Source organism: Streptomyces fagopyri, assembly GCF_009498275.1.
Classification (GTDB): Bacteria; Actinomycetota; Actinomycetes; order Streptomycetales; family Streptomycetaceae; genus Streptomyces; species Streptomyces fagopyri.
The window spans coordinates 1,765,457-1,783,962 of the sequence record NZ_CP045643.1 but is presented as its reverse complement, the minus strand read 5'-3'; the positions used below and the strand labels follow the sequence as shown (position 1 = coordinate 1,783,962).

The following is an 18,506-nucleotide window of genomic DNA, read 5'->3' as shown; positions in this document are numbered from 1 at the left end:
GGGCGTCCGAGGCCGTCGGTCCGACCGACGGGCCCGCGGGCAGGGGTCGAGGAACCCGGACCCGAGGAGTACCCATGAGCGACATCGAGATCCGCGACGACCGGCCGGCCGGCCGTCTGGAGGCCCTCGCCGGGGACGAGGTGGTGGGCCACATCGAGTACTTCGTCCTCGAAGCCCCCGCACGCGCCCTCGTCCCCGTGCACACCCTCGTGGAACCCGCGCACGAGGGAAAGGGCATCGCGGGCTCCCTCGCCCGTGAGCTGTACGGCATCGCCGCCCGCGAGGGCATCGTGGTCGCGCCGCTGTGCCCGTACGTCGTGAAGTGGGCGGCACGTCACCCCGAGGAGGCTCCGGCGGCCGCCCAGGAACTGCTGGACGCGGCGGTGGTGTGGCTCAAGGCGCACCCCGGACGCTTCTGATGCCGCGTGTGCCTGTGACGCCGCTGGTGACTCCGGTACCGGCCACGGGCGGTGTGCTCGCCCTGCTGCACACCTCGCCCGTGCACGTTCCGGTGTTCGACGCGCTGCGCGACGAGGACCATCCGGACCTGGAACTGCGCCACACGGTGGACGAGGAGCTGTTGGCCCGGGCCCGTGCCGAGGGCCCGGACGCGGTCGCGGGCGAGGTGCGGGCGGCGCTCGGCCGGGCCGTCGCGGACGGGGCCGACGCCGTGCTGTGCACGTGCTCGACCATCGGCGGCATCGCCGAGCGCGCGGAGGCCGGTGTGCCCGTGCTGCGGGTGGACCGCCCGATGGCCGCCGCCGCGGTGGCGACCGGTCCGCGTGTCGTCGTGGTGGCGGCGCTGGAGAGCACCCTGGCGCCGACCCTCGCCCTCGTCGAGGACGAGGCCCGCGCCGCCGGCCGGCCCGTGACGGTCAGTGCCCTGCTCGCCGACGGCGCGTGGGCCCGCTTCGAGGCGGGTGACCGGGACGGCTTCGCCGCCGCGGTCGCGGCGGCCGCGGACTCGGTCACCGGCGCCGACGCGATCGTCCTCGCCCAGGCCTCCATGGCACCGGCGCAGGGGCTGACCACGACCTCGGTTCCGGTCCTGTCGAGTCCCCGGCCCGGACTCGCGGCCGGGGCGGCCGCGGCACGCCTCGCAACCCGCGCTCGGACCCGCCCAGCCCGCACGCTCCGGTAGCCGACCCGCGCGCGGAAGCAGCCGGTCCGCACGTAGAACACGTAGAACACGTAGAACGTGGAAGCAGTCGGTCCGTGACACGGGGCCGGCCCGTCCGCGCGTCCGACCGCCCGGCCCGCATCCCTCGCGCGACGGGGTGAGTGGGCGTGCGGGGGCCGGGTACGCGTGGGACAAGTCCAGAGCCGACGTACCGACAGGTACGTACCGACTGGCACGTACCGACTGGCTGGAGGACACGATGACGCATCCGTATCCCGAACCGGTGAAGCCGGGTCCCACTCCCGGGCCGGGGCCCGGCCGCCCGCAGCCCTTCCCGGACCCGAACCCCTTCCCCGACCCGGCACCCGACCCGGCGCCCGACCCGGGTCCCGGTCCCACCCCGGAACCCGCTCCGCGGCCGTCCCCGGTTCCGCCGCCACCGGGACCCGAGCCGGTACCGCCGGGGCCCGAGCCGGTGCCGCAGCCCGAACCGGGACCGCCCCTGTCGTGATCAGCCCGGCGGACGGTGATCCGACGGGTGGGGACACGGGTGGGGACACCCGGCGATCCGCATGACGAGGCCGTCACACCCCCGAACCCGGGGTGTGACGGCCTCGGTGATGCGGACGCCTACGCCTCGACCTCCGAGCGGTCGTCACCCCACAGCGTGTGGAACGAGCCCTCCCGGTCCGTACGCCGGTAGGTGTGCGCCCCGAAGAAGTCGCGCTGTCCCTGGGTCAGCGCGGCGGGCAGCCGTTCGGCGCGCAGCGCGTCGTAGTAGGCGAGGGCCGCAGAGAAACCGGGCGTCGGCACACCCTGGCGGGTGGCGGCCACCAGCACCTCGCGCCAGTCGTCCTGGGCCGCCGCGATCTCCTGCGCGAACGTGTCGTCGGACAGCAGGCTCGGCAGGTCCGGCCGGGTGTCGTACGCGGCACGGATGCGGTCCAGGAACGCCGCCCGGATGATGCAGCCGCCGCGCCAGATGGAGGCGACCGCGCCGAGGTCGATGTTCCAGTCGTACTCGTCGCTGCCCGCGGTGATCTCGTGGAAGCCCTGCGTGTACGACACGATCTTCGAGGCGTACAGCGCCTGTTCGACCCGGTCGGCGAACGCGGCGGCGTCGACCTCGTCGAGCTGCTGCGCCGTGGGGCCCGCGAGCCCGCGCGAGGCCGCCCGCAGATCGGCGTGGCCGGACAGCGAGCGCGCGAAGACCGCCTCCGCGATGCCGGAGACCGGGACGCCCAGGTCGAGCGCGATCTGCACGGTCCAGCGGCCCGTGCCCTTCTGCTCGGCGCGGTCCTCGACCACGTCCACGAACGGCTTGCCCGTCGCCGCGTCCACGTGCGACAGGACCTCCGCCGTGATCTCGATCAGGTAGGAGTCGAGCCGGCCGGTGTTCCAGGTGCGGAAGATGTCGGCGATCTGCGAGGGGGAGTACCCGGCGACGTCGCGCAGCAGCTGGTAGGCCTCGCCGATCAGCTGCATGTCGGCGTACTCGATGCCGTTGTGGACCATCTTCACGAAGTGTCCGGCGCCGTCGGGGCCGACGTGCGTCACGCAGGGGGCGCCGTCCGCGGCCTTCGCGGAGATCTTCTCCAGCATGGGACCGAGCGACTCGTACGACTCCGGTGAGCCGCCGGGCATGATGCTCGGCCCGTTCAGCGCGCCCTCCTCGCCGCCGGAGACGCCGGTACCGACGAAGTGGATGCCCTGTCCGCGCAGCTCGCGCTCACGTCGCCGGGTGTCCGCGAAGTGCGCGTTCCCGCCGTCGATGATCATGTCGCCGGGCTCCAGGAGCGGGGCGAACTCCTGGATCACCGCGTCGGTCGGCTCACCGGCCTTCACCATGATCACCAGACGTCGCGGCCGCTCCAGCGCCGCCACGAACTCCTTCGCCGTCTCCGCGGCCACGAAGCTGCCCTCGTGGCCGAACTCCTCCACCAGCGCGTTCGTCTTGGCCACGGTGCGGTTGTGCACGGCGACCGTGTAGCCGTTGCGTGCGAAGTTGCGGGCGAGGTTGCGCCCCATGACCGCGAGACCCGTGACGCCGATCTGGGCTGAAGTGCTCATACGGTTGGCTCCTAAAAGGTCCTGTAAGAGGTCCTGTATTCGGTAGTGCCGGTCGTGCTCGTCAGTATCGCCTCTGGCCGTCTTCGCCTCTGGCCATCCTGACGCGTCGGGGATGTGTACGCAGAACAACCCCCCGGTACCTCAGCCGTCGACGCGGTGAGACGGGGGAGATCCCCACACGAGAGATATCACCCGCTGTTTCCGAACGCCGCGCACGCCGCTCTGCCGCGAGTGGCGGTCTCGCGGAGGAGGGCGTCCACGGGCCTTCGGCCCACCCCGTCACCGGACGCCTCCCGGACCTTGGCCCCCGGTCGTCGGAGACCTCCCGGGGCCTTCGGCCGCCCGCCGGGCCGCCCGATCCCGGCCCGTCGGCCACCGGCCGGCCCCCCGGTCGCAGCACGGCCGATTGCCGTCTTGTCCTGGCCTGTTCGCAGCGTTTACTTTTGCCGCTCCTGACGCATGTCGAGGGGGCTCCCACATGGCCGTACGCGGCCGGCACCGCCGGTATCAGCCGAACAGGATCAACCGCGCCTCACTCACCGTCACGGCGGGCGGCGCGGGAATGGCTCTCCCGCTCATCGCCACCGGCGTGGCGCACGCGGCCGACGTGGACACCTGGAACAAGGTCGCCGCCTGCGAGTCCAGCGGCGACTGGAGCATCAACACCGGCAACGGCTACTACGGGGGACTGCAGTTCACCCAGTCCACCTGGGAGGCGTACGGCGGCCAGGCGTACGCGCACCGCGCGGATCAGGCCACCGAGGACCAGCAGATCGCCATCGCCGAGAAGGTGCTGAAGGGGCAGGGGCCCGGGGCCTGGCCGGTCTGCTCGGTGCGCGCGGGCCTCACGCGCGGCGGCGGCACCCCCGCCGTCGACCCGTCCGGCGGTTCCTCGCGGACGGCCACGGCGAGCACCTCACCGCAGACGGTCAAGCGTTCGGTCCGTGACGTGCGGCCGCAGACCACGCCCCAGTCGCACGCGGGCACGGCCGAGATGTACACCGTGGTCCACGGCGACACGCTCTCCGGCATCGCGGGCTCCCGGCACGTCGAGGGCGGATGGCAGCGGCTGTACGACGCGAACCGCGCGACCGTCGGCTCCGACCCGGACCTGATCCTCCCCGGCCAGCGACTCGACCTGCGCGGCACGTCGCAGGCGCCCGCACACAACCGGACCGCGCCCGCGCCCGCGAAGAAGCCCGCGGCGGACAAGCGCACCCCGCACAGAGAGACCCCGCACAAGGCAACCCCGGAGCGCTCCACCAAGAAGCACACGCTGGTCGCCCCCGTGAACGCCGCGACAGGGACGCAGTACCACGCCGCCGGCGCGTCCTGGTCGAAGGGCTACCACACGGGCGTCGACTTCCCGGTGCCCACCGGCACTTCGGTGAAGGCGGTCGCCGCGGGCCATGTGGTCAGCGCCGGCTGGGGAGGCTCGTTCGGCTACCAGGTGGTCATCCGGCACGCCGACGGCCGCTACACGCAGTACGGCCATCTCTCGGCGATCTCCGTGAAGGACGGCCAGAGCGTGGGAGAGGGGCAGCGGATCGGCCGCTCCGGGTCCACGGGCAACAGCACGGGCCCGCATCTGCACTTCGAGGTGCGGACGGGGCCCGGCTTCGGTACGGACGTCGACCCGCTGGCCTATCTGCGGGCGGGCGGCGTCAGGATCTGACACGGGTGCGCCGGGGCTCCGAGAGTGGCGTCGTCGGTAGGTACGGCGCGTACAGGGGGCCGAAACAAGCCAGTTCGCCGGAGGACGCGTCCCGCGGTGACGCGTCGTCCGGGGACGGCGCCGTCACCGACGTCGGTACACGGGGTACGAGGACGTCCTCGCCGTGCCCCGCGGCGATCGCGGTCCCACGGAGCCCGGCGGCGCCCTCGCGGGCCGGAGGGACGGGCTGGTCGGGAAGAACCGCGAGCAGCAGCAACTCCTCGACGGGACCGGGTGTCGTGGCCACCGCGCGGGCCGTGCCGTCGTCCGGACCGGAACCGGAGCAGGGCCCCGTGTCCTCGGCCGGCCCGGCCGTGGCGTCCTCGGCGGGCCGCCCGGTGCTGCCGATCTGCTCCGTGGTGAGGAGGATCAGGCCGCCCGCGGCGACGATCCCGCAGGCCAGCGCGAGCACGGTGCCCGTCTCGCCGTAGCGGAACGTCTCACCGAACATCGTGATGCCGACGGCCGCGGCGACGACGGGGTTCACGACCGTCAGCGTGGCCAGCGGCGCGGCGAGGCCGCCGCCGCGGTAGGCGGCCTGCGACAGCAGCATCCCGGCCGTCGCGAAGGCGCCGATGAGGGCGAGGCTCGGCAGGTCGGCGAGCGAGACGTGGTGCGCCCAGTCCACCGCGACCGTCTTGGTGAACACCGAGGACATGCTGAACGCCGTGCCGGACCCCACCGCGAGCAGCACGCTGCGCACGGCCGGGTTCCGGTGCGCCGCGCGGCCCGCCACCATGAACGCCACCACCGCGCCGCCGGCCACCACGGCCAGCGCGGTGCGCTGGGTGGTGCTCAGGGACTGCGCGTCGGCCGAGCCGACCAGCGCGAGCAGCACCGCGAGACCCACCGTGGCCATGATCGCGCCCCGCCAGGCGGTCGCCCCGGCCCGGCGGCCGACGAAGACCGCCGCCATGGGCAGGGCGAACACGATGGTCAGCGCGCCCAGCGGCTGCACCAGGCTCAGGGGCCCGTAGGCGAGTGCCACCACGTGCAGTACGCCGCCGAGGCCGGTCAGGGCGACGGCCGCCCACCAGCCGGGACGACGCAGCGGGGCGTACGTCTGGTCGGGAGAGGTCAGCGCTACCTGCTCCTGCACGATCGCGCCGCCCGCGTACGCAACGGCGGAGACGAACGAGAGCAGGACGGACAGCGCGAGCGCGCTCATGAGTCCCTCCTCGGCGTGCGGCGTGGGCGCGGTGCCCGGTGCGGCGAACGGTCGGCCTTCATGGTGACTACGATCCCTCGTTCGGCCCTTCACGTCGTCGTACCTGAGCAGGCAATGAGTACTACTGCCGATGGAGTACGACACGCGCCTTGTCCTCCCCTGGGTGGGCGACACGAGGGGGAACCCCGCCGGTGGAATCCCCTAGGGGGCTTGGTACTACTGCTGTTCGTGGACCTCGATCCCGATCTCGCGGCGCTCGACGCGCTCGGCGGCTTCTTCGTACTACGCACCGGCGTGCCGCCGCGCGGGCCGCTGCCGACCCTCGCGCGCGCGTACGCGGCGCCGGAAGTCGATCATCCCGGGGAGGTTTACGGAGATCCGATGATTTTCCGTGTGCGGAAGGTCGCGGAGGGTCTGCGGGCCCCGGAGCCCCGGATCGCGGTGTCGGTGGCGCAGCAGGCGCTGGCCGCCCGTCTCTGGTCGGTCGCGCTGGGCGCCGCCGCGTTCTACGGGCAGTTGCCCGACCTCGATCCGGAACTGCTGCGCTGGGACCCGGACGGCAGCGCCCCGGACGACCTGTGGCTGTCCGAGGTGCGCGCCCTGCCCGTGAGCGCGATCGGGACGGTCGTGCGGGAGGGTCATCTCGACCCGCTGGAGGCCGCCCTGCGGTCCCGGTACCGTGTCTCGCGGGGCCTGCTGCGAGGAAACGCGGGCTCGGCCCTGGCGGGCGCCTGGCGGCAGTTGGACCGCTGGGCCCGCACGCACGGCCGCCCGGACGTGGCCGAGCGGGCCCGCGTCCTGGCCGTCGGCCTCCTCGCGGGGCCCGGTCTGGCCGGCACCCTCGCCCCCGGCACGCTCCGCCGCCGCAGCTGCTGCCTCTACTACCGCCTTCCCGGCGGCGGTCTCTGCGGCGACTGCTGCTTCGACCGCCCGCCGGACCCGACCGCCGGCCGCCGGGGAACAACGTCCCGTTCCTGAGGACCGTGGTCTTCCGCGGGCGCTCCTTGTGGGTGACCATGAGGGAAACCGACCGGAACGACGGGGGGTTCTGTGTGCGAGTGGGACTGCTGACCCGGGAGTATCCGCCCGACGTGTACGGCGGCGCGGGCGTCCATGTCGAGTTCCTCGCCCGGGAGTTGCGGGCCCTCACGGAACTGGACGTGCACTGCTGGGGCGAGGGCGCCGCGAGCGGCGTCGTGCGCCACCGGCCCTGGTCCTCGCTCGACGGCGCCAACGACGCCCTGCGCACCTTCTCGGTCGACCTCGCGATCGCGGCCGCCCTCGAAGGCCGCGAACTCGTCCACTCGCACACCTGGTACGCGAACCTCGCCGGTCACTTCGGCAAGCTGCTGCACGGCATCCCGCACGTCATGACCGCCCACTCCCTGGAGCCGCTGCGCCCCTGGAAGGCGGAGCAACTGGGCGGTGGTTACGCCCTCTCCAGCTGGGCCGAGCGCACCGCCATCGAGTCCGCCGACGCCGTCATCGCCGTCTCCGGCGCCATGCGCGAGGACATCCTGGCCTGCTATCCGGCCCTGGACCCGGCGAAGGTGCGGGTCGTGCACAACGGCATCGACACCTCCCTCTACCGGCCCGATCACGGCACGGACGTCCTCGACCGCGTCGGCGTCGACACGGGCCGCCCCTACGTGCTGTTCGTCGGCCGCATCACCCGGCAGAAGGGCGTGCCCCAACTCCTGCGCGCGGTGCGGGACATCGACCCCGCGGTGCAGGTGGTGCTGTGCGCCGGCGCCCCCGACACCCCGGAGATCGGCCGGGAGTTCCGTGATCTCTTCCAGGAGCTGAGCGGTGTCCGTGAGGGAGTGCACTGGATCCCGCAGATGCTGCCGCGTCCGGATGTCATCCAACTCCTCACCCACGCGGCCGTGTTCGTCTGTCCCTCGGTCTACGAGCCGCTCGGCATCGTCAACCTGGAGGCGATGGCCTGCGGAACGGCCGTGGTCGCGTCCCGGGTCGGCGGTATCCCCGAGGTCGTCGAGGACGGGGTGACGGGCGTACTGGTGACGGTCGACGAGGACTTCGAGGCCGCTCTGGCGCGCGCCCTCGACTCGGTTCTCGCCGATCCTCCGGCCGCCCGGCGGATGGGCGAGGCCGGACAGGAGCGCGCGGTGCGGGAGTTCGGCTGGGACGCGGTGGCGCGAAGGACCGTCCAGTTGTACGAGGAAGTCCTCAAAGCGGGGTAACCATCTCAGAGGCGTACTTCGGCAACAGGGCCCTGTCCGGAAACCGGGCGCGGCCCGAGCGGGCGTAGAGGGGCGGCGGCATGCGGCGATCGGGACACCCCCTGGGCGAGTGGAGCCGGGACCTGGGGGAGGGGCCTTCCGTACTGGGAATCGTACTGGCGGGGGGAGAGGGCAAGCGTCTGATGCCCCTCACCGCGGACCGCGCGAAACCCGCGGTCACCTTCGGCGGTACCTACCGCCTCGTGGACTTCGTGCTCTCCAATCTCGTCAACGCGGACATCCTGCGCATCTGCGTCCTGACGCAGTACAAGTCGCACTCGCTGGACCGGCACGTGACGACGACCTGGCGGATGTCGAGCCTGCTCGGCAACTACGTCACGCCGGTCCCCGCGCAGCAGCGGCTCGGCCCGCGCTGGTACCTGGGCAGCGCGGACGCGATCCTGCAGTCCCTCAACCTCGTGTACGACGAACGGCCCGACTACATCGCGGTGTTCGGCGCGGACCACGTCTACCGGATGGACCCGCGGCAGATGCTCGCCCAGCACATCGAGAGCGGCGCGGGGGTGACGGTGGCCGGGATACGGGTGCCACGCGCCGAGTCCTCGTCGTTCGGTGTCATCACCCCCGGATCCGACGGCCAGACGGTGCGGGGCTTCCTGGAGAAGCCCGCCGACCCGCCGGGACTGCCGGACGACCCGGGGTGCGTCTTCGCCTCGATGGGCAACTACATCTTCACCACCAAGGCCTTGGTGGAGGCGCTCCAGCGGGATGCCGAGGACGAGCACTCGGTGCACGACATGGGCGGGTCGATCCTGCCGATGCTCACCGAGCGCGGCGAGGCGCGGCTCTACGACTTCAGCGAGAACCACGTGCCGGGGGAGACCACCCGGGACCAGGGGTACTGGCGCGACGTCGGGACGCTCGACGCGTACTACGACGCCCACATGGACCTCATCGCCGAACGCCCGGCCTTCAACCTCTACAACCGCCGGTGGCCCGTCTACACCCACTCCGGTCAGCTCTCCCCGGCGCGGTTCAGCGCCGGGGGCATCGCGAGCGAGTCGATCGTCAGCGCGGGCTGTCTGATCCGGGGGCAGGTCTCGCGGTCGGTGCTCTCGCCGGGGGTCCTCGTCGATCCGGGCGCCGTCGTCCAGGGCTCGGTCCTGCACGACAACGTCCGCATAGGTCGTGGCGCGGTGGTGCGCGGCGCGGTCCTCGACAAGAACGTCGAGGTGCCCCCGGGCGCGACGATCGGCGTCAATCCCGAGCGGGACGCGGAGCTCTACACGGTCTCCGGGAGCGGGGTGATCGCGCTCGGGAAGGGCCGGCTCGTGTCGTAGGCCGGGCCGCCGCACCCCGCCGCACCCCGACGCGAACCGGACGACCCCGACGCGAACCGGACGACCCCGATGACCCGGACGACCCCGACGACCACCCGGGCCGGACCGGGCCGGGCCGGCCGGGCGAGGCGCGGGGACGTCCGGAAATCCGACGGATTCTCGTACGGCCGTACGGTTTTGACCGCCCGTACGGCCGTGCGCGGCGAGCGCTTCGCATGGGCGTGCGGATGGCTTCCCCGCCGCCGCGCGCTCTCTCCGTGCCACGCGTTCACTCTCGGCGCTGAGCCGTCCGGCTTGGGTTCTGAGGGGCCTCCGGGGCCCCTGGGCCCGAACTGAACTCAAGTGCCCCTTGTGTCCGACCCCACTTTCAGGGGCCGGGCTTAATCTGCTGTTAACTGTGCGTAGCTTGATCGTACTTGACCGTAATCGCCTCTCGGGGTTTGACTGCTTGCTCAACCGTCGTCGACGCGAGAGCAATCCCTTGACTTCCGATCTCCTGGCACCACTCGACCTGGCGTTCTGGAACATCGAGTCCGACCAGCACCCGATGCACCTCGGTGCCCTCGGTGTCTTCACGGCGCATTCGCCCACCGCGGGAGCGCACGCCGCGGACCTGCTCGCGGCCCGCGCGGCCGGGGTCCCCGGGCTGCGCATGCGGATCCGCGACGTCTGGCAGCCTCTCGTCTATCCGCCGACCTTCGGAAGCGCGACCCGGGAACCCGCGCCCCACTTCGACCCGCTCGACCACGTCCGGCTGCACGCGCCGGCCACGGACTTCCACACGGCGGCGGGACGGCTCATGGAGCGCCCGCTGATGCGCGGCCGGCCGCCCTGGGAGGCACACGTCCTGCCCGGCGAGGACGGCACCTCGTTCGCCGTCTTCTTCAAGTTCCACCACGCCCTGGCCGACGGACTGCGGGCGCTGATGCTCGCCGCGGCCCTCATGGACCCGGTGGACATGCCGGAACCCCGTCCGCGGCCCGCGGAGCCGCCACGGGCCCTCTTCCCGGACGTCCGCAAGCTGCCGGGCCTTGTCCGCGGCACCCTCTCCGACGTGGGCAGGGCCCTGGACATCGGCACCTCGGTCGCCCGCGCCACCCTCGGCGTCCGCTCCTCACCCGCGCTGACCTCGCGGCCCACCGGCACCCGCCGCATCGCGGGCGTGTCCCTGGACCTGGACGACGTGCACCGCGTGCGCAAGAGCGTCGGCGGCACCGTCAACGACGTCCTGATCGCTGTCGTGGCGGGCGCCCTGCGCACCTGGCTCGACGAACGCGGCGACGGCAGCGAGGGCGTGGCGCCCCGCGCCCTGATCCCCGTCTCCCGGCGCCGCCCGCGCACCGCGCACCCACAGGGCAACCGGCTCTCCGGCTACCTGATACGGCTTCCGGTCGACGACCCGGACCCGGTCGGCAGGCTCCGCGCGGTCCGTACGGCCATGGACCGCAACAAGGACGCGGGCCCCAACCGGGGAGCGGGTGCCGTGGCGCTGCTCGCCGACCACGTGCCGCCGCTCGGCCACCGGCTCGGCGGCCCCGTCGTGGGCCAGGCGGCCCGGTTGCTCTTCGACATCCTGGTCACCAGCGTGCCGCTGCCCAGCCTCGGCCTGAAGCTCGGCGGCTGCCCGCTCGCCGAGGTCTATCCGCTCGCGCCGCTGGCCCGCGGCCAGGCACTGGCGGTGGCGGTCTCGACGTTCCGCGGACGGGTCCACTACGGGCTCGTCGCCGACGCGGAGGCCGTGCCGGACCTGCACCGGCTGGCCCGCGCGCTGACCGAGGAGGTGGAGACGCTGATCATCGCCTGCGGCTCCTGAGCGGCCGGTGATCACCGCGGGTTTGGCGCCTTGCCCCCTTGCTCCGTAAAATTCCGCCTTCGAAGGCGAACGCGGTACGAGCGCGGCGCGAAACCCCAGGAAGCGGCAACGGCGATGACGGTGACAGAGGACGGCCAGGCGGCTCTCGCCGTGGACACGGCAGAGGACGACCGGGCGGCTTCCGCCGTCGACGCGGCGGCGGAGGCGTACGGCCCCGGCATCGACCCGGAGCGGCTGGCCGTCTGCCTCGGCGTGCTCGACGAGCTCGACAGGATCGACGTCGACCACCCCGACGCCATCGCCGTGCGCCGCGCCACCGCGGGCGTCTACCGCACGGTGAAGCAGCGCCGCCGCCAGGACCGCAGGGCCGCCAAGACCGCCCACGACAAGGCTGTCACCGAGTCCACCGCGACCGGTTCCGCCCAGCGGATCGACGACGAGACCGAGGGCATCCTGCCCTCGTCCGTCACCGGGGCCGGCGAGATCGCGGGGATACTCCAGCGCCCGCGCTCCTGCTACATCTGCAAGAAGCGGTACGTCGAGGTCGACTACTTCTACCACCAGCTCTGCCAGGACTGCGCGGCCGAGAACCGCGCCCGCCGCGACGCCCGCACCGACCTCACCGGCAAGCGCGCGCTGCTCACCGGCGGCCGCGCCAAGATCGGCATGTACATCGCGCTGCGGCTGTTGCGTGACGGTGCCCACACCACCATCACCACACGGTTCCCGAACGACGCGATCCGGCGCTTCAAGGCCATGCCCGACAGCGACGAGTGGATCGGGCGGCTGAAGATCGTCGGCATAGACCTGCGCGACCCGGCCCAGGTCGTCGCGCTCGCCGACTCCGTCGCCGCCGCGGGCCCCCTCGACATCCTGATCAACAACGCGGCCCAGACGGTACGCCGCTCGCCCCAGGCCTACGGTGAGCTGCTCGCCGCCGAGTCCGGGCCGCTGCCCGCCGGTGAACTGCCGCCCGCCGAGGTGATCGGCACCTTCGGCTCCGGCGCGGTGGCCGCGCTCCCGGTCCCCGGCGGCGGCGCGCTGAGCGCGCAGGACGTCACGGACCTCGCGCTGGTGTCCGGATCCGCGTCCCTGGAGCGGATCGCGGCCGGAACGGCCATCGACGCCGGCGGGCTCGTGCCCGACCTGCACGACACCAACAGCTGGATCCAGGCCGTCGAGGAGGTCACGCCGGTCGAGCTGCTGGAGGTCCAGCTCTGCAACTCCACCGCGCCGTTCATCCTGATCAGCCGTCTGCGCGCCGCGATGGCGGCCGCGCGGGCCGGGCGGACGTACATCGTGAACGTCTCCGCGATGGAGGGCGTCTTCAACCGCGGCTACAAGGGCGCCGGCCACCCGCACACGAACATGGCCAAGGCCGCTCTGAACATGCTCACGCGCACCAGCGCCCAGGAGATGTTCGAGAAGGACCGCATCCTGATGACGGCCGTCGACACCGGCTGGATCACCGACGAGCGTCCGCACCCCGACAAGATGCGCCTCGCCGACGCGGGTTTCCACGCCCCCCTCGACCTGGTCGACGGCGCGGCCCGTGTGTACGACCCGATCGTGCGCGGCGAGCAGGGCGAGGACCTCTACGGGGTCTTCATGAAGGACTACGCGCCCGGCAAGTGGTAGTCCGGCCCGCGTACGGGCCACGGGTGTGCGTGCGCCGTGGCTGAAGCCGCCCCGGACCGTTCCCGTCGAAGGGATCGACGGCCACCTCCGACGCCTTCCGGCCGACGGATCCGGGGGAGGCGCCGCCGCGACGACGGGGCCAGGGGCGGCGCGGCCCGTGGTGAGCGGCGAGGGCGCGAGGGCTGACGCCGGCGTCGTCCCGCCGCGTCGGCCGGATCGCCGCCGCGCACACGGGGTCACCGTCCGCCGTCCGGCGCGCGGGCGCGCAGACGGTCGTGCGGGGCGTGGCCGGCCCCGTGCGCGGCCCGCACCCGGGTCCCTCCGTCGACCAGCAGATCGGCGCCGGTGATCCACTCGGCGGCGTCGGAGGCCAGCCACACCACCGCTCGCGCGACGTCCTCGGGCCGGCCGATCCGGCCCAGCGGGAGTCCGGCGCCGAGTTCGTCCTCGGCGTCCTCCCAGACGAAGCGGGCCATCTCGGTGCGGACCAGTCCGGGGGAGACGGAGTTGACCCGGACCCTCGGGGCCAGTTCGCCCGCGAGCTGCCGGGTGAGGTGCAGCAGGGCCGCCTTGCTGGTGCCGTACGCGCCCACGTGCGGCCCCACGTGGTCCGCGCCCTCCGTGCACACGTTCACGATCGCGCCGCCGTGCTCGCCCATCCAGCCGTGCCAGGCGTACTGCGCCAACCGCAGCGCGGCCTCGACGTTGACGGTGAACGCCGCACCCCAGCGGTCCGGGTCGACGTCCATGAGCGGGCCGTACGGCTGGTTGGTCGCCGCGTTGTTCACCACGAGGTCGATGCGCCCGAACTCGCGCAGCGTCAGCTCGGTCACGGCTCGCAGATGCGCCGGATCGGCGACCGACCCCGCGAGCGCGACCCCGCCGAGCCGCTCGGCCGCCCGGCCCACCGAGGCCGCGTCCCGCGCGGTCACACACACCCGTGCGCCCGCCCGGGAGAGCTCCTCGGCGACGGCCAGCCCGATCCCGCGCGAGGCTCCGGTGACGATGGCGGTCCTGCCCCGCAGCCCGTTGGGTGACGTCATCCGCGTACCGTCTCATGACGGACCGTCAGTCGACAGCCCCGAGCCGGGAGTTCTGCGCCGCCACCAGTTCCACCACCGTGCGCCAGTCCTCCAGCACCCCGGCGTGGAGTCCGGCCGCCCGGCCCGCGTCGCAGGCCTGACGCAGGCTCAGCGCGTCGTCGGCGTCGTACGGGTCCTGCCGGCCGGCGGAGTGGAGGCGTCCCAGACGGGAGACGCGGTGGCCGAGCAGCGGCCCCACCAGGTGCGGCGGCAACTGGGCGTGCGCGGTGGCGTCGCCGGGGCGCAGCAGCCGGCCGATGCCGTGGACCAGGCCCGCCACCTGAAGTTCCTTGTCGGCCGGATGGCTCCGGCGCAGCAGGGCGGCGGTCTGCAGCGCGTGGTCGTGCACATCGACCGGTCCGCCGCCGCCGTCCGCGGCGTGCCGGGTGCCCCGGCCGGCGTGCAGCAGATCCATCAGCTCTTCGACGCTGCGCAGCTCCATGCGTCGGTCCTTCCGCGAGAAAAGCCGTTGCCGGGCGCCAGCACAGCATGGCCGGCTTGCGAACCGGCCAACGGCACCTGAACTGCGCGCCGTGTTCAGCGGTGGCCGTGCGGGTGGTCATGGGCCCCGTGGCCCGGCCGCTCCTCGGCCTCCGGTGACCCGCCCATCGCCCGCAGCATCGTGGGGCCGCCGGTGCGCAGGAAGCGCCACACCAGCGCCGCCGCGAGCAGCAGGAAGGCGATGTTGAGCCAGGTCGTGTAGTCCCAGGAGACGCCCTCCATGGGAATACGGGCGTCGGCCTGGTCGGGGACGAGCCCGAGACCGCTGAAGAGGATCTCCACGACATACCCGGCGACCACCATGGCCCCGTAGAAGGTGACCAGCAGGAATGCCGTCATCCGGGGGCCGTAGTACTTCCGGTAGATGTTCAGGATCGGCAGGATCAGCAGGTCGGCGAAGATGAACGCGACCACGCCCCCGAAGCTGATGCCGCCCTTCCACAGCACGACGGCCAGCGGCACGTTCCCGATCGAGCACACGAAGGAGGCGATCGCCACGACCGGCCCGATCAGGGGCCCGACCAGTTTGGCCGCGAGCGGATGACCGTCCAGGAAGAAGGAGCGCCAGAAGGAGTCGGGCACCCAGGCGGCGATGGCACCCGCGATCAGCAGCCCGCCCACCAGGTCGCGCAGGATCGCCGCCCACTCCATGACGAACACATGTGCGACCGAAGTGAAGCCGGAGCCCGAGAACAGGCGGCGTCCGAACGAGCCCTCTCCCCGCGCCGTCATGTCCATCGCCGCGTGACCCTCCATCGATCCGGCGAGCCCCCGCTCGGCCTGCTCCCGGGCCTGGCTCAGCAGCCGCTCGCGCAGGAGGATCCGGAAGAGCACGGCCAGCACCACGATCATGACCGGCCCGCCGACGAACTCGGCGACGGTGAACTGCCAGCCCATCAACAGGGCGAGGATCACGCCGAGTTCGACCACGAGATTGGTGGAGGCGATCTCGAACGCCATCGCCGCGGTGAAGTTCGCGCCCTTGCGGAACAGTGAGCGGGCGAGCGCCACGGCCGCGTACGAGCAGGACGAGGACGCCACGCCGAGCCCGGCGGCCAGTGCGAGCGTCCGCGGCCGGTCGTCACCGAGCAGCCGCGCGACCGTCGCGCGCCGCACCACCGCCTGGACCACGGCGGACAGGGCGAATCCCAGGATCAGTGCCCAGGTGATCTCCCAGGTCATCGACCCGGCGATGGACAGCGCGTGCAGGATCGCGTGCATCGGCTTGGCTCTCTCCCAGTGGGCGGCTTCCGGGGGTGTCCGCGCGACTGTACCCCCTGGGGGTATGAATCGCGGAGTATTTCCGGGGGTCGGCGGGGTGTGGGGCTGAAGCTGCGGATTCGCTCCGGGGTGGCGGTGCGTGTGATTGCTACGCCGAACGGGTGACGTGAACGGTGGATACGTCCCTAAATAGGCGCAGATCAGAGCTCGGGGAACGCCGATCGACGCGAGACGGTTACCTCTTGTTTCCAGCCCCATAGAGCGGGCACCCGCTCATTTGGTTACCCTGTACCGACGGACAGCCTGAAGGGGTCCCACCCACACCCATGGTCCGTCCCGGGACAGCCGGTCACCACGGCCTGATCTCACACGAGTTACCGGCGCCACCGCGTCCCTAACTGCCTTCGACTCAGACCCGAGCGGGCGTCAGGCGGCCGGAAACAGACTGGCCCCTGTACGTCCCGAGGGTGACCCGACACATAAGGAGTGCGCGGTGACACCGGAGAAGACGAATAGCGATCAGCGCCCCAAGGAACGCACGGAGCGTGTGGGCCGCCGGCCCGAGAAGAAGCTGGGAAGCCTCGACGTGTGGGCCAGGTCCGCGCCGATCCGCCTCGCGGGTTACGAGGACGACCTCGCCGAGCCCCACATCCTGCCCAGCGTGGACTGACCGACCCGGCGCGAAACCCCTCGCGACAGCTGACGGCATGGGCGTGCCAGACTCACGTCCATGCTGATCAGAGAAGCCGCGGCCGACGACTGGCCGCGGATCTGGCCCTTCTGGCACCGGATCGTCGCCGCGGGCGAGACCTACACCTGGGACCCCGACACCCCGGCCGACGCGGCCCGGGACCTGTGGATGGCGCCGGGAAAGCGCGTGTACGTCGCCGAGGACGCGGGCACGGTCGTCGGCTCGGCCTTCGTCACCCCGAACTACGGCGGTCCCGCCGACCGTATCGCCAACGCCGGATTCATGGTCGACCCCGACCACGCGGGACGCGGCATCGGCCGCGCGCTCGCCGGGCACGTCCTCACCGCCGCCAGGGCCGACGGCTACCGGGGCATGGTCTTCAACGCCGTCGTCGAGACCAACCCCGCCGTCACGCTGTGGACCTCTCTCGGATTCACCGTCCTGGCCACCGTGCCGGACGCCTACGAGCACCCCCGGCACGGGCGGGTCGGACTGCACATCATGTACCGCGCGCTCTGACGAGCGGGCGCCGGCGGCCGTGTCCGCCCCTTCCCGCCGGGCGACCGGTCCGGCCCGGCCTCAGTCCAGCGGCGCCGTCCGCCTCCAGGGCCGCAGCTCTTCCAACTGCCCCGCGAGTTCGAGCAGTTCCAGCTCGGAACCGGGCCGTCCGACCAACTGCACGGCGCACGGGGCGCCGCCCGGCAGGGTCCCGAACGGCACCGCCATCGCGGGCCACCCGGTGAGGTTCCAGGGCGGGGTCAGCGGCGAGTAGTTCGTGTTGGCCAGCAGGTTCCGCAGCCACCCCCGCTCGTGCCAGGCCACGGCGGCCGGGCCCCGCCGGGCCAGCGCGGGGGTCAGCAGCACGTCGTGCTCCTCGAAGAACGGCGCCAGACGCGCGCGCAGCTGCTCGCGGCGCTCACCCGTGCGTACCCCGGCCACGAGACGGCGCCCCACGGCGGCGTGCGCGCGCGTGCGGCGGGTGAGCCGACGCGGGTCGAGGTCGGCGGCGTCGACCGCGGTCCCCGCCGTCCAGTGCGCGAGCGAGGTGGTGCCCAGCCAGAGCGGGTACGGAGGGTCGGAGGGCCGGACCTCGTGCCCCGCTCCGGCCAGCAGCCCGGCCGCCTCCCGGGCCGCCGCCGCGTACACGCGGCCGACGGTCACGCCGGCCAGGGGGCTGCGCAGGGAGACCGCCACCCTCCGGACGAGGTTTCCGGAGGGCCGTACCGCCTCGGTGTCCGCCAGGACCGCCAGCATCAGCCGGGCGTCCGCCACGGTGGTCGCGAGCGGCCCGTTCTCCGACATGCCGAACCAGTCACCGTGGCCGATGCCGGCGGGGACCGTGCCGTGGCCGGGCTTCAGCCCGACCAGGCCGCAGTTGGCCGCCGGGATGCGCAACGACCCCATCCCGTCATTGCCCAGCGCGAGGGGCACCATCCCGGCGGCGACGGCGGCCGCGCTGCCGCCCGAGGAACCGCCCGCCGTGCGCGAGGTGTCCCACGGGTTGCGGGCGATGCCGAACACGCTGTCCGAGGTGCCGAAGACGCAGAGCTCGGGCACGTTCGTCAGACCCACCACCACGGCGCCCGCCGCGCGCAGCCGCGCCACGGTGACGTGGTCCTCCTCGGCGGCGGTGTCCGGGGTCGCGGCGGAGCCCTGCCGGCAGGACTCGCCGCGTACCGGCAGATTGTCCTTGACCGCCACGGGCACGCCCGCGAGGGGGAGTCCGGCCAGGTCCGGACGCGCGGCGAGCGCGTCGGCCTCCGCGAGGGCCGCTTCGGACCGTACGACCCGGAAGGCGCCGACACGGGCGTCGAGGCGCTCGACGCGGGCGAGGTGCTCGGCCACCACCTCGCGAGGGGTGATCCGCTTCTCGCGGACGGCCGCGGCGATCTCGGTGGCGGTCCGGCCGGCCCAACTGGTCACGGGTTCTCCTCGGGGGCAGGG

The 18,506-nt window shown here is 72.9% G+C and carries 15 protein-coding genes and 2 pseudogenes; 11 read left to right on the top strand and 6 right to left on the bottom strand.

All coding sequences use genetic code 11. From position 1 onward, the window contains the following. Nucleotides 1-74 precede the first annotated feature (74 nt). A complete protein-coding gene (locus GFH48_RS07570) occupies nucleotides 75-419 on the top strand; it encodes a GNAT family N-acetyltransferase (protein ID WP_153287521.1) in 345 nt (114 codons plus the stop codon). Nucleotides 420-472: 53 nt separating this feature from the next. Next, nucleotides 473-1,141 carry an aspartate/glutamate racemase family protein gene (locus GFH48_RS07565; protein ID WP_153292772.1) on the top strand — a complete coding sequence of 223 codons (669 nt, stop codon included), beginning with the start codon at nucleotides 473-475 and terminating at the stop codon, nucleotides 1,139-1,141. Nucleotides 1,142-1,750: 609 nt separating this feature from the next. Here the strand turns inward: GFH48_RS07565 and gndA are convergent. Beyond that, nucleotides 1,751-3,190 carry an NADP-dependent phosphogluconate dehydrogenase gene (gndA, locus tag GFH48_RS07560; protein WP_153287520.1) on the bottom strand — a complete coding sequence of 480 codons (1,440 nt, stop codon included), beginning with the start codon at nucleotides 3,188-3,190 and terminating at the stop codon, nucleotides 1,751-1,753. 478 nt (nucleotides 3,191-3,668) lie between these two features. Between gndA and GFH48_RS40090 the strand changes: the two are divergent. Both GFH48_RS40090 and GFH48_RS40085 read left to right on the top strand, forming a co-directional pair. Then, nucleotides 3,669-3,959 (top strand): annotated as a pseudogene (locus GFH48_RS40090) (transglycosylase family protein); the annotation flags it as partial. Nucleotides 3,960-4,133: 174 nt separating this feature from the next. After that, nucleotides 4,134-4,865 (top strand): annotated as a pseudogene (locus tag GFH48_RS40085) (M23 family metallopeptidase); the annotation flags it as partial. On the opposite strand, the gene GFH48_RS07550 reads toward GFH48_RS40085, so the two are convergent. Next, nucleotides 4,855-6,072: a DMT family transporter gene (locus tag GFH48_RS07550; RefSeq protein WP_194280525.1), complete on the bottom strand. Its 1,218-nt coding sequence runs from the start codon at nucleotides 6,070-6,072 to the stop codon at nucleotides 4,855-4,857. The pseudogene GFH48_RS40085 and the gene GFH48_RS07550 sit on opposite strands and share 11 nt — an antisense overlap. Nucleotides 6,073-6,282: 210 nt before the next feature. Between GFH48_RS07550 and GFH48_RS07545 the strand changes: the two genes are divergently transcribed. The 5 genes from GFH48_RS07545 (at nucleotide 6,283) to GFH48_RS07525 (ending at nucleotide 13,067) form a co-directional block, all read left to right on the top strand. Then, entirely contained in the window at nucleotides 6,283-7,050 is a 768-nt protein-coding gene (locus GFH48_RS07545; protein ID WP_228120437.1) for a (2Fe-2S)-binding protein, read from the top strand. Nucleotides 7,051-7,124: 74 nt separating this feature from the next. Beyond that, the gene (gene glgA, locus GFH48_RS07540) at nucleotides 7,125-8,276 is read left to right on the top strand and encodes a glycogen synthase (protein ID WP_153292769.1); all 1,152 of its coding nucleotides are present in this window, start codon (nucleotides 7,125-7,127) and stop codon (nucleotides 8,274-8,276) included. Nucleotides 8,277-8,356: 80 nt separating this feature from the next. Next, nucleotides 8,357-9,616 (top strand): glucose-1-phosphate adenylyltransferase, encoded by a 1,260-nt coding sequence (glgC, locus tag GFH48_RS07535; RefSeq protein ID WP_153287518.1) that lies wholly within the window; start codon nucleotides 8,357-8,359, stop codon nucleotides 9,614-9,616. Nucleotides 9,617-10,097: 481 nt separating this feature from the next. After that, the gene (locus tag GFH48_RS07530) at nucleotides 10,098-11,429 is read left to right on the top strand and encodes a wax ester/triacylglycerol synthase family O-acyltransferase (protein WP_153287517.1); all 1,332 of its coding nucleotides are present in this window, start codon (nucleotides 10,098-10,100) and stop codon (nucleotides 11,427-11,429) included. 114 nt (nucleotides 11,430-11,543) lie between these two features. Then, nucleotides 11,544-13,067, top strand: a complete 1,524-nt coding sequence (locus tag GFH48_RS07525) for an SDR family NAD(P)-dependent oxidoreductase (RefSeq protein ID WP_228120435.1) — start codon at nucleotides 11,544-11,546, stop codon at nucleotides 13,065-13,067. Nucleotides 13,068-13,303: 236 nt separating this feature from the next. On the opposite strand, the gene GFH48_RS07520 is transcribed toward GFH48_RS07525, so the two are convergent. The 3 genes from GFH48_RS07520 to GFH48_RS07510 all read right to left on the bottom strand — a co-directional run bounded on the left by GFH48_RS07520 (nucleotide 13,304) and on the right by GFH48_RS07510 (nucleotide 15,871). Further along, nucleotides 13,304-14,110 carry an SDR family oxidoreductase gene (locus GFH48_RS07520; RefSeq protein WP_153287516.1) on the bottom strand — a complete coding sequence of 269 codons (807 nt, stop codon included), beginning with the start codon at nucleotides 14,108-14,110 and terminating at the stop codon, nucleotides 13,304-13,306. Between the two features lie 25 nt (nucleotides 14,111-14,135). Then, nucleotides 14,136-14,591, bottom strand: coding sequence for an inositol oxygenase family protein (locus GFH48_RS07515; RefSeq protein ID WP_153287515.1), 456 nt, complete (start codon nucleotides 14,589-14,591; stop codon nucleotides 14,136-14,138). 95 nt (nucleotides 14,592-14,686) lie between these two features. Next, nucleotides 14,687-15,871 (bottom strand): permease, encoded by a 1,185-nt coding sequence (locus GFH48_RS07510; RefSeq protein ID WP_153287514.1) that lies wholly within the window; start codon nucleotides 15,869-15,871, stop codon nucleotides 14,687-14,689. 493 nt (nucleotides 15,872-16,364) lie between these two features. Between GFH48_RS07510 and GFH48_RS38490 the strand changes: the two genes are divergently transcribed. Continuing rightward, nucleotides 16,365-16,541: a hypothetical protein gene (locus GFH48_RS38490; protein ID WP_194280523.1), complete on the top strand. Its 177-nt coding sequence runs from the start codon at nucleotides 16,365-16,367 to the stop codon at nucleotides 16,539-16,541. Between the two features lie 60 nt (nucleotides 16,542-16,601). After that, entirely contained in the window at nucleotides 16,602-17,081 is a 480-nt protein-coding gene (locus tag GFH48_RS07505) for a GNAT family N-acetyltransferase (protein WP_153287513.1), read from the top strand. A gap of 60 nt (nucleotides 17,082-17,141) precedes the next feature. On the opposite strand, the gene GFH48_RS07500 is transcribed toward GFH48_RS07505, so the two are convergent. Further along, the gene (locus tag GFH48_RS07500; RefSeq protein WP_153287512.1) at nucleotides 17,142-18,485 is read right to left on the bottom strand and encodes an amidase; all 1,344 of its coding nucleotides are present in this window, start codon (nucleotides 18,483-18,485) and stop codon (nucleotides 17,142-17,144) included. Nucleotides 18,486-18,506 lie beyond the last annotated feature (21 nt).

What these genes read in the sequence shown, in the direction of transcription:
- GFH48_RS07570 (WP_153287521.1), top strand. Translation starts at nt 75, where the DNA reads ATGAGCGACATCGAGATCCGCGACGACCGGCCGGCCGGCCGTCTGGAG.
- gndA (WP_153287520.1), bottom strand. Translation starts at nt 3,190, where the DNA reads ATGAGCACTTCAGCCCAGATCGGCGTCACGGGTCTCGCGGTCATGGGG.
- GFH48_RS07550 (WP_194280525.1), bottom strand. Translation starts at nt 6,072, where the DNA reads ATGAGCGCGCTCGCGCTGTCCGTCCTGCTCTCGTTCGTCTCCGCCGTT.
- glgC (WP_153287518.1), top strand. Translation starts at nt 8,357, where the DNA reads ATGCGGCGATCGGGACACCCCCTGGGCGAGTGGAGCCGGGACCTGGGG.
- GFH48_RS07525 (WP_228120435.1), top strand. Translation starts at nt 11,544, where the DNA reads ATGACGGTGACAGAGGACGGCCAGGCGGCTCTCGCCGTGGACACGGCA.
- GFH48_RS07520 (WP_153287516.1), bottom strand. Translation starts at nt 14,110, where the DNA reads ATGACGTCACCCAACGGGCTGCGGGGCAGGACCGCCATCGTCACCGGA.
- GFH48_RS07515 (WP_153287515.1), bottom strand. Translation starts at nt 14,591, where the DNA reads ATGGAGCTGCGCAGCGTCGAAGAGCTGATGGATCTGCTGCACGCCGGC.
- GFH48_RS07510 (WP_153287514.1), bottom strand. Translation starts at nt 15,871, where the DNA reads ATGCACGCGATCCTGCACGCGCTGTCCATCGCCGGGTCGATGACCTGG.
- GFH48_RS07505 (WP_153287513.1), top strand. Translation starts at nt 16,602, where the DNA reads ATGCTGATCAGAGAAGCCGCGGCCGACGACTGGCCGCGGATCTGGCCC.